General features: G+C 58.7%; 8 protein-coding genes, 1 tRNA gene and 1 pseudogene. 4 read left to right on the top strand and 6 right to left on the bottom strand.

The annotated features are described in order from the left end of the window. Positions 1-72: 72 nt before the first annotated feature. Positions 73-165: transfer RNA gene (locus VFE81_RS18745), tRNA-Sec, on the top strand. A gap of 144 nt (positions 166-309) precedes the next feature. Here the strand turns inward: VFE81_RS18745 and VFE81_RS18740 are convergent. The 6 genes and pseudogenes from VFE81_RS18740 to VFE81_RS18715 all read right to left on the bottom strand — a co-directional run. Next, positions 310-1,374, bottom strand: a pseudogene (locus tag VFE81_RS18740) (IS630 family transposase); the annotation flags it as partial. A gap of 88 nt (positions 1,375-1,462) precedes the next feature. Then, entirely contained in the window at positions 1,463-2,182 is a 720-nt protein-coding gene (locus tag VFE81_RS18735) for a substrate-binding domain-containing protein (RefSeq protein ID WP_414695621.1), read from the bottom strand. A 14-nt stretch (positions 2,183-2,196) separates the two neighbouring features. Next, positions 2,197-2,880, bottom strand: coding sequence for a 4-carboxy-4-hydroxy-2-oxoadipate aldolase/oxaloacetate decarboxylase (gene ligK, locus VFE81_RS18730; RefSeq protein WP_325046022.1), 684 nt, complete (start codon positions 2,878-2,880; stop codon positions 2,197-2,199). A gap of 2 nt (positions 2,881-2,882) precedes the next feature. Beyond that, positions 2,883-3,908 carry an amidohydrolase family protein gene (locus VFE81_RS18725; protein WP_325046021.1) on the bottom strand — a complete coding sequence of 342 codons (1,026 nt, stop codon included), beginning with the start codon at positions 3,906-3,908 and terminating at the stop codon, positions 2,883-2,885. A 175-nt stretch (positions 3,909-4,083) separates the two neighbouring features. Beyond that, entirely contained in the window at positions 4,084-5,385 is a 1,302-nt protein-coding gene (locus VFE81_RS18720) for a gallate dioxygenase (RefSeq protein WP_325046020.1), read from the bottom strand. A 168-nt stretch (positions 5,386-5,553) separates the two neighbouring features. After that, positions 5,554-5,775 (bottom strand): hypothetical protein, encoded by a 222-nt coding sequence (locus VFE81_RS18715; RefSeq protein WP_325046019.1) that lies wholly within the window; start codon positions 5,773-5,775, stop codon positions 5,554-5,556. Positions 5,776-6,365: 590 nt separating this feature from the next. On the opposite strand from VFE81_RS18715, the gene VFE81_RS18710 reads away from it, so the two are divergent. From VFE81_RS18710 to VFE81_RS18700, 3 genes are all read left to right on the top strand, one after another. After that, on the top strand, positions 6,366-7,610 hold the full coding sequence (locus tag VFE81_RS18710) for a LysR family transcriptional regulator (RefSeq protein ID WP_325046018.1): 1,245 nt from the start codon (positions 6,366-6,368) through the stop codon (positions 7,608-7,610). An 878-nt stretch (positions 7,611-8,488) separates the two neighbouring features. Continuing rightward, positions 8,489-9,766, top strand: coding sequence for an MFS transporter (locus tag VFE81_RS18705; protein WP_325046017.1), 1,278 nt, complete (start codon positions 8,489-8,491; stop codon positions 9,764-9,766). A gap of 138 nt (positions 9,767-9,904) precedes the next feature. After that, on the top strand, positions 9,905-10,869 hold a 965-nt coding region (locus VFE81_RS18700), incomplete at its 3' end, for an acyl-CoA dehydrogenase family protein (protein ID WP_325046016.1).

Here is a 10,869-nt window from a genome sequence, read left to right as displayed (position 1 = left end):
TCAGCGTTCGAGTTGCGATGTTTAGTTCGGGGTTCTGGTAGTTCAGGTAGTTCAAGTAGTTCAATTACCGAAGGAAGGCATTCGTGTCCGGTGGCGCGGCTGGGCTTCAAACCCAGTTGAGGGCGTCAGACGCTCTCAGGTCGGTTCGACTCCGGCTGCCTTCCGCCCTAAGGGTTTTCGGGATTCGAGTGGCTCGAAAAATCCGCACGTGGGCAACCACGGTGTGGGTTTTTCTGCCCGAAACCTGCTTTTCGTCCTGCCGCCGGTTTCCAATCTTCGCGATTGCATCGGCTCGTGTTTTGTCCCAGAAATAACTTTGCATAGCCGGGCCACTTTCTGGAGAATGGAATCGGCTGTTGCGGTCCATACGAACGGCCGCTTGTGCTGGTTGTACTGCTCGGTATAACGCTCGATACTGGCAATGAGCTGGCGCACATTTCTGAAGGACCCGCGACGGATCGCCTGCTGCGTAATCAAGCCAAACCAGCGTTCGACCTGATTCAGCCAACTCGAGTAGGTCGGCGTGAAGTGCATGTGGTAGCGCGTATGTCTGGCGAGCCACGCGCTGACCCTCGGATGCTTGTGTGTCGCGTAGTTGTCGACGATCAGATGCACGTCGAGATTGGTCGGCACCACCTGGTCAATAAGCCTGAGGAACGCCAGGAATTCTTGATGCCGGTGGCGTGGCTTGCATTGAGCAATCACTTCGCCCGTTGCTGCATTGAGCGCAGCGAACAAGGTTGTGGTGCCATGCCGGACGTAATCATGCGTCACCCCTTCGAGATAGCCCAGCCCCATCGGCAGCATCTGCTGCGTGCGCTCCAGCGCCTGACACTGGCTCTTCTCGTCCACGCACAGCACCAGGGCGTTGGTGGGTGGGCTCAGGTACAGCCCGACAATATCGCGCACCTTCTCGACGAAGAATGCATCAGTAGACAGCCTGAAGCTCTTTGAACGATGGGGCTGGATACCGAACAGTGACAGATACCGGGCAACCGAACTCTTCGAAATCCCTGTCTGCGCGGCCGCAGAACGTACACTCCAGTGCGTTGCTCCGTCCGGCTTCTCATGCAACACCCTGGCCAGTAATTCCGCGACCGCCTCGTCGTCATGTGTGCGCGGTCGGCCTGGGCGAGCTTCATCATGCAGACCCGCAAGCCCCTGAGCGACAAACCGCTTCTTCCAATGCGTGATCGCCGGTGGCGTCACTTCGCACTGCATCGCAATGTCCGTGGTCGAGTAACCATCAGCGGCCATCAGGACAATTTTTGCCCGACGCACCAGAGAATGAGGCAACGAACGCGAGCGACTCATGGACAGCAACTGTTCTCGCTCCAGTTCCGATATCACAACCTCAATCCCCTTGCGTCCCATGATCGCCCCTGTCCATCACGGCTCAATCATAGAGCAATCCAAATTTACGTAAAGTTATTTCCGGGACATAACACCAGACTCGGCATCTTCAAACTTCGCGCAACACTGGCTCCATGCCATGCTTAAACTTCGCGAAATCAGCCGCCCGCGATGCCAGAAAGCTCAGCAGCGCTTTCGCGGCTTCACGTTGCCTAGACGACGTACATACGCCTGCCGAAAATACGGTCAAGACCTGAATCTCCGAAGGCAGAGAACCGATGACATCGATTTCCGGCAGGTGAATCAACTCACTGAGCTGCTGAAAACCCAACTGGACCTTGCCGCGAGCGACGAGCGTCCCCACGGGAACGCCAGGCGGCGCCACGACGATGCGTGACGCGATGGCGTCGGCGATACCCCAACGCTCGAAGAGACGCACCAGATGCGCCCCGCTCGGCCCCGTCGAATAGCCAATGGTTGCCGCGTTCAGAATGGCCTCGCGAACAGCCGCCTCTGTGTCGATATCCGGCCGTGGCGCGCCCGTCTGCACCGCCATGGCCACGCCCGAACGCACGAGGTCGACCCGGCTGCCGGCATCAAGACGGCCGCTCGTGGCCAGCCGGTCGATTACGTCGGACGCCAGCACGGCAATATCGAATGACTCTCCATCCTCGACGCGCCGCGCGGCCGCTACGCCTCCGACCGACTCGATCGCCACCCGTTGCCCGGTCAGCCGCGCATAGTCGTCTGTCAGTTCAGCCAGCACGTTGCGGGTCGCCATCGACGAAATTCCGATGATCCGCATTTCCCGGGTTTGTTCCATGCTCATGTTCACCGTCCATCTCAATCGATATAACGCAGCCCCGCCTGTTGCAACGGTTCGCGCATGCTATACATGTCCAGACCGAGCACCCCGGAGGCGAGCTTCGCGCGTTTGGCGGCTTCGTTGGCTTCTCGCGCGACGGCCTTATCGAGCACCGTCGACGCCTGATCGGCGGGCACGACCACCACACCATCGTCATCCGCCACCACGACGTCACCCGGCTTCACCAGCGCACCAGCACACACCACGGGGATGTTCACCGAACCCAGCGTCGCCTTGATCGTCCCTTTCGCGGAGATCGCCTTGCTCCACACCGGAAACTCCATCTCGCCCAGCACTTTTACATCGCGTACGCCGCCGTCGATGACGAGTCCGCGTGCGCCGCGCGCCTTGAAGCTGGTCGCCAGCAGGTCGCCGAAATAGCCGTCGGTACAATCTGCCGTAATCGCGGCGACGACGATGTCGCCTGGCTGAATCTGCTCCGCGGCCACATGCATCATCCAGTTGTCGCCGGGTTGCAGCAACACGGTGACGGCGGTTCCAAAGGCATGTGCGCCGGTGTAGATCGGCCGCATATAAGGCTTTAGCAGACCGACGCGGCCCAGTGCCTCGTGCACCGTCGCACTCCCTAGCGCGCCGAGCTTCGCGGCCACCTCCTTGTCCGCCCGCTGGATGCTGCGATATACGACGCCAAGTTCATACATGATCACTGTCCCTTGCTGGTAAGCATGGCATTGAGGCGCGGGTAGACACGCCGCGCATTGCCCTCGTAAATCTTGTACCGCTCTTCCGCTTCGATATGCGCTGCCTCGATGTAGCGCTTCGTATCGTCGAAATACTGGCCCGACTCGGGATCGATACCGCGCACGGCGCCGATCATCTCGCTCGCAAAGAGGATGTTGTCGACCGGGATCACGCGCGTGAGCAAGTCGATACCTGGCTGGTGATAAACACACGTGTCGAAGAAAATATTCTTGAGCAGATGATCCTGCAGCAAGGGCTTTTTCAGTTCCTGCGCCAGTCCGCGGAAACGTCCCCAATGGTAGGGAACCGCACCGCCGCCGTGCGGAATGACGAAGCGCAGCGACGGGAAATCGTGGAACAGATCCGATGTCAGGCACTGCATGAAAGCGGTCGTATCCGCATTCAGATAGTGCGCGCCCGTGGTATGAAAACACGCGTTGCAACTGGTGCTGACGTGGATCATGGCGGGGATGTCATACTCGACCATCTTCTTGTAGAGGGGGTACCAGTAACGGTCGGACAACGGCGGGCTGGACCAGTGTCCGCCCGAAGGATCAGGATTGAGATTGATCGCGACATTGCCGTATTGCTCGACGCATTTGACCAGTTCGGGAATGCAGGTATCGATCGCGACACCGGGGCTTTGCGGCAACATGGCTGCCGGAACAAAATGATCCGGGAAGAGTTCGCTCACACGAAAGCACAGCTCATTGCAGATCGCCGCCCATGTGCTGGAAACCTCGAAGTCGCCAATGTGATGCGCCATGAAGCTCGCGCGCGGACTGAAAATCGTCAGGTCGAGACCGCGCTCACGCATCAGCCGCAGCTGGTTGCTTTCGATGGAGTCGCGTAGCTCATCGTCGCTGATCCGCAATTCGGACGCCTTCGGCTTTTCCGATGGATTACCGATAGCCGCGATCTGGCGGTTTCGCCACGTCTCCAGCGCTTTCGGAGCGGTGGTGTAGTGGCCATGAATGTCGATGATCATCGTCTCTCCCAAAACTCATTCAATGACAGAATTGTCTTTCCGCTTCCCATCAAGTTTCTCCTGTCTCCTTGTTTCCGGCTTGCAGCGCGACTGTTACCGTCTTGCCAGCTATGCAGTGCTTCTTTCGACCTTCAACGCTCCAGCAGCGAATGGGCGCCGACTAGCCATCGGCCTGTCATTTCTCGTCTTTCTCCCCGCTGTCCCAGTCGAGCTTGCCGGCCCCTTTGCCAGCAACCGAGTACAGCGCGCCCGGCGCATTGCGGGTGCGCTGAAACTCTTCAAGCGTTTGCCCGCGCATGGCGGCGTAGATATGCAGATTCGAAACGCCCGTTACCGCACCAAGTTTTTCGAGCATGAAAAAGATCACGCCGTAGTGCAACAGCGCACGCCAGTCGCGACGGCGAATCAGGTCGCGCTCCTGCTCGCTCAGTCCTGCAGCTTCGAAGCTGGCCTCGGGGCCGGCAAGAAACGCTTCGCGATGTGCCGGCTCGACCATCCGGTGCAGGTAGTCGTTGATCCGATAGGCCCGGACGGCAACTTCGATGGAGAACGGATAGGTGCCTTCGAGCTTCTCGACATCGGTCAGTTGCGTCGCCATCCGCTGACGGTGCCGCTCGACGATGGCAGGCGTCGTCTCGCTACCCTCGCCTTCGTAGATTGCGGTCGCGATGCCCGCCATCGACGGCAGGTAGTAGCTGCGATGCTTGCAGACGACGTTCGCCGACAACGCTCCGCGCATCGTCAGCCACATGACCACTTCCGCGCCCTCGTAGCCTCCGAGCGCGGCGTATTCGGCAATCGTCATCTCAGCGAGCTGTTCTGGATCGCGTTCAAAAAGGTCGAGGAAGCGCTGGTCCCATTCCGTGTTATTGAATCCCGCGCGCTCGCCGTGCACCTGGTGTGACAGCCCGCCCGTGGCGAGTATTGCAACCTTGAGATCCTCCGGATAGCTTTCGATGGCTCGTCTCAGCGCCTGCCCGAGCTTGTAGAAACGGCGCGGACTCGGAATCGGCAACTGCAGCACGCCCATTTGTAGCGGCACCAGTTTCGCCGGCCATCCCGGCTCGTGCGGGCACAGCATCGACAGCGGCGAAAAGCAGCCATGATCGAGTGTCTTGTTCTGGAAGAACGACATGTCGAACTCGTCTGTCATCAACGAGTTGCCGATGTGCGCGGCCAGACCAGGATGCCCTTCGATGGGCGGCAGATCGCGCGCGCCACCGCCCTCGTCCGCGACGTGCCACTCGGGTCCGACACCTAGGGCGAACGCAGAGTAATGATCGAAAAAGAACGAGGTGACGTGATCGTTGTAGATGATCAGAATCACATCGGGCTCTTTCTCGGCGAGCCACGCGGACACGGGAGCAAAGTTCTCGAAGATCGGTGCCCAGACGGGATCGTCGCGCTTGTTCCTGTCGAAAGCGAAGCCGATGGTGGGCGTGTGTGAGGCCGCGATTCCTCCAATAATCCTTGCCATGCCTGTACTCCTTAAAAACCAAGTTGATAAGCCTGACGAAAAATTACTGCACCATCGGATGCGTTCACACCGCTCGCATCCGATGACACGACAGCGCCGGAGTAAGTTCTCTGTACGGTGCCGCCGCATACAGCCGGTCAGAACCTGGATGACAGTTGCGTCACACCTTCACCCCTTGGCAACGACCGCATAAAACAAGGCCGCCAGGGTTGCTTCATAGCCACCGCGGCGAAAGTACGGCCAGATCATGGCCAACAGAACGCCCCACGCGATCGCGCACAGAAAGTGAATGCCCGTGCCGACGACATAGGCCCATACACCGATCGACTCCTGTATCGCCTTGCCGAACACCAGTCCCGTTGCGTTGCGCGGAATGCCGACCAACGGCATGAGAGGTTGTGCCTTCCATCCAGACGGCGGCTTCGTACAGCCAGATGACGACGGCACCAACCAGTTCACCCGCCACGCCCGCACGGACTATCGCTGCGAGATTGGGCCAATTCGGCAAGGCCGATGGTGCTGTGTCGCCGAGAGTGCTTCCGGCCATGCTGAAATCGCCGCCCATCTCTTGTGCCCTCGAATGAGGCCGTGCGCCACGCTGAGCCAATACCGTCCTGCATCGACGGGACAATAGTGAAATTGCGGGCCGGCCAGCTACTTAGGGTAAACACCATGCAATCCCCAAAATTGTTGGGAACATCGGCCCACCGGCACCGTTGACATAGCGGGATTTTTCGCGAAACCGTTGCAGGACAGGTTTATTTGCAGAATCGGACGGATGCAGTCGACGCCCGATCTTGCCGCCAACCAGTTACCAGGCAATAAATAAAACAGATGCCTGTAAAATCAACTCGCAATCAACTTGCGGTTGCTTGTGCTGGCCGTCGGTGCGCCAGTTATACTGGCCTCAATCGCGGGGATCTAAAAACGGCCAACGCGTTTTCGCGCCGGCAATCCGCCATGTCTTAGTATTCCATTCCATGAGCAACACGCTTCTGAGCATCGCGCAATTGCGCGCCTTCAGGCTGGTCGCCGATACAGGCACCGCGACCCGGGCGGCCAAGCTGCTGTTTCGCGCGCAATCGGCTGTCACCCGTTCCGTACAGGAACTGGAAGCCGCCCTTGGCGAGCCGCTGTTCGAGCGCAAACCCTCGGGCATGCTGCCAACTCCCGTCGGACGTACCGTGCTGCTGCGTTGCGATCGCATATTTTCCGAGTTGCAGGAACTGTCGCAGTGGTGCGCGCTACGGCAATCCCGTCGACGCCCCTCTGCGGAAGAGACGTTGCCTGCTTACCTCTTGAACACACGCCGGCTGCAGTTCTTTGCTTCGCTTGCGCGTCATCGTCATATGCCGAGCGTGGCGAGAGCGTTCGGCATCAGTCAGCCCGCCGTCAGCACCGCGATCCGTGTGCTGGAAAGCGGCTCCGGACTCCAGCTCTTTCACCGTGGCCCGCGCGGCGTTCTCCTGACGACCGAGGGCGAAACCTTCTTGCTGCATGTGCGCCGCGCCTTGAACGAACTACGCCACGTGCAGGACGACATCGCCGCGCTGCACGGCAACATCCAGGGCATCGTGACTGTCGGTGCGCTGCCGCTAGGCCGCACGTTGATATTGCCGAGAGCCATCGCGCGCATCAGCGGAACATACCCACGCGTACACGTCACTACCGACGAAAGCGCATACGAGGCGCTCGTCGCCGGATTGCGCGCCGGCGACATTGACTTCATTCTCGGTGCGCTGCGCGCGAACGATACTTGTAGCGGCCTGAAGAACGAACGCCTGATGTCGGAAAACATGGTATTGCTGGCGCGAAGCGATCATCCCTTGGCCCGTACGCGCGACCTCGCCATCGGAGATCTACGCGACGTGCAATGGGTCTTGCCGCGCAGCAATGCGCCCGCGCGCGCGCTTTTCGAAGCCCAGTTCAAGCGGATAAAGCTCAAGCCGCCGACGCCGACCGTCGAAACCGCCGACCTTGCCGTGATTCGCGGCTTGCTGCTCAACTCGGACATGGTCGCCGCGTTATCGGCGCAGCAGTTGCACTACGAATGCGAGTCCGGTCAACTGGTTGTGCTCGATGTCGCGTTGCACAACACGAGCCGCGACATCGGCCTGATCGTACGCGCGGAAGGCACGCCCTCGCCTGGTGCGCGTGAGCTGATCGACGCGATCAGGCTGTCGGTCGCCGATGTCACGCGGACGATCAGCATGCACAAGCACTAGTGGGCTCGTGCGAACCGACTGGCGACTGCGCCAGACTGTCGAAAAACACCCACCGGTCGAAGGGCGACCCAGCGAGCGGTAATCGATGCGATGGTCGACCGGCGGTATCGCTTTGCCTGGATGCGGTGCCTGAACGCGATCACCCGCGCGGTCTGCGTTCGTCTGTACGGACTGGCTAACTACGCTGGGAGAGGTGGCCCCGGAAATCTGGACGGTCACGTGGCAGCGGTTGAAGACGCATACGCGATGTATGCTTCCGTCGAAGAAGTTCGAGATGCCTATCTGCTTGAGGAAACTCCGGGCAGTCGTACCCGCCTTGATGACATCGATTACTGCTCTCTTTCGCATTCCTTAATGGTTCGGAGTCACATCCATTCGCCACTGTGCTGCGCACGGTCAGTGATGTCTCGCGGCTGTATCCTGCGGCTCGATCTGCACTGACACGCGATACGGGCACCGATCGCCCGCCACGCTGCTGGCCAGCCCACGTAGCGTTTACGCCGGCGACGTAGGGACCACCGTTGCGTTCAAAGGCCTTGCCGGGTCAGGTTCAAGCCCGTGCTACCGCTTGCCGCCGCTGCGCATAACCTTGTTGCAGATGGGCGACACGGCTTCCTTCATCCAGGGAAATTCCCAGTCTATTTGTTCACCATGTCAACTTGACATTAAGTTTAATTCTAATAGAATCGAGGACAAGTGTTGCTCGTTGACGGTACCAGGAAATGCAACGGCGGCGAAGGGAGGTGGTTTGTTGAGTGCATCTATCCGCCGCTCCCGACACGTAGCCAGGCAGAAGCCGCACGCGGCAACACGAAGCATTGCGGACTTGAACGCGATTCGCCAAATTAAGCAAGTTGAATATTTTGGTCAGGAAACTAATGCGACCTGCGTTCGTGGTGACGACCTTTGGCTTCTTCGCAGTTCTTTTTGAAGGATATGACCTGATTGTGTATGGTGCGGCCGTCCCAGCTTTGCTCGCATATAAGCCATGGTCGCTATCCGCACCTGCAATCGGTGCCATCGGCAGCGCTGCGCTATTAGGGATGGTTTTCGGGGCGCCGGCCTCTGGCTGGCTTGCAGACAGATTTGGCAGGCGCAAACTTTTTATAGGATTGTTGTCTTTCTTCTCCCTGGCGATGGTCTTCGCGTCCATTGCGCAAACGCCGATGCAATTTGGAGTATTTCGGTTTCTTTCAGGACTCGGCTTTGGTGGCATTCCACCGACCTCGGTTGCACTCGTTATTGAGTTGTCGCCTGGAAATCGAAAGGCGCTGCTGAATTCGATCATGCTCGCCGGTTTCGCGGTCGGTGCGATTTTTGCTGGCGGCCTGGCTGCCGCTCTCTTGGCGCGCGTTGGCTTCCGTGCATTATTCGCTGTAGGTGCCGTTCCGTTGTTGACCGTCGTCCCGCTGGCGGTATGCCTATTGCCGGAATCGCCGCATTTTCAGAACAGATTCGGCAGAAAGCGTTTCAGGCAAAACCACTCCGTCGCCCAGACCAGCATATTTCGAGGCCGCACGGGCGCCGCTACGACGCTATTTTCGGTAGCAACATTCCTGACCTTCCTGATGGTGTTTGGACTGAGCATCTGGCTGCCGGTACTTATGCACGGAGTGGGCTATAGGCTTTCCAGCGCGCTTCTGTTTCTAGTGCTTCTCAATGTTGGTGCGTTAGTCGGCGGCATATCCGGTTCGTGGTTGGCAGACCGTGCCGGGATTCAAGAAATCGCTATCTTCGCCTTTGTCATTTGTGCAATATCCATGGGGTTGCTTGCTGCCATTCCTACATCAACCTCGACCAATATAGCGCTCGTATTAGTGATCGGTGCTGCGCTTGGTGCAGCGCAGAACGTCTTAACGAGCTTCGCGGCCACCTATTACAGCACTGCATGTCGAGCCTCCGCCCTAGGCTTGATTTCGGGGATCGGCCGGCTTGGCGCGGCGGCCGGCCCCACGCTTGGCGGTATGCTGATTGGTAGCGGGGCCGGGCTAATCGCTAATGTAGCGGTCCTCTCCGCCACATCGATCATCACTGCAATCATCGTTCTGCTCGTGCCGCAGCCTGCGCCTTGCGAAAACGTGGACAACGGTTCGAATGCCGCACCCTCATCCGATTCTTCGCAACAAAACTTAGTCGCATCGCGTGAATCCCGATAGCGGTGCGATACCTCAAAGCTATCGCAGACTGAATTCATTCGACGAGTTCGAATCCTTTCTGTTCCATCCAGTAGTACGGCGACGCCTAACCCCCGTAGGTCTGCCTCATATCATTCGCACCTTAAGAAGGAGTACACAATGAATAGCCTTGCAAATATTAATCCCGCAGAGCACGTGGAATCGACGGGCGTCGTGCAACGCGCGCAGTCCCTGATTCCTCTCCTCAGGAGCCGGCACGCTGAGACCGACAGCATCGCGAAAGTCCCCTCCGACATCGCGGAACAGCTCGAGGCCGCCGGCTTGTTTTCTATGTCCCTGCCCCGCGTGTACGGGGGGCTGCAGACGAGCATTTCGACGTGGAAGGATGCTGTAACCGAAATTGGTCGCGGCGATGGTGGTGTCGCATGGGCAGTCACTCTGATCAATGCCTGCAACTGGATGGCTGCGGGCCTGTTTCCCAAGTCAGTGACCGACGAGGTCTTTTCGAAGCCAAACACGCGGGTTTCCGGCGTGTTTTCGGCGCGGGGTGTCAAGGCTCACCGAGTGGATGGCGGGATTGTGGTCGAGAAAGGTATGTGGTTCTTCAATTCCGGTGTATATCATGCGCACTGGGACCTGTTGGGCGTGCCCATGTTTAATGAAGCCGGCGAAAGCATCGGACCGGGGATCGCTCTCGTTCCGATGAGCGACGTGAAAATTTTGAATGACTGGGACACAATCGGACTTCGCGGCAGCGGCAGTTCGAACGTGAGCATGGAGAATGTTTTCATTCCCGATGAGCGCATTGTGGGGTTGGCCGCAAGCACCGAGGGCCGGCAACAAGGCGCATTCCAGGACCAGCCTCTTTATCACACTGCATTTGCGCCACTCATGGTATCCATCCTCTCATTTCCCGTTCTCGGCATGGGCACCCAGATGTTGGAAGAATTCCTCACAAGTTTGCCGAAGCGAGACATCAAGCTGACGCCCTATACCAAACAGGGAGAAGCTGTTGTCACGCACGTTCAGGTGGCGCAAGCAAGCGGAAGAATTGACGCCGCCAAAGCGCTCATGTCCAAGGCATGCAGTGATATGGATGCGTGGGCATTGAACCCCGAATATAT

The organism is Paraburkholderia sp., from assembly GCF_035656215.1.
GTDB lineage: Bacteria > Pseudomonadota > Gammaproteobacteria > Burkholderiales > Burkholderiaceae > Paraburkholderia.
The sequence above is the reverse complement of the archived record's forward strand: the minus strand, read 5'-3'. Positions and strand labels throughout refer to the sequence as shown.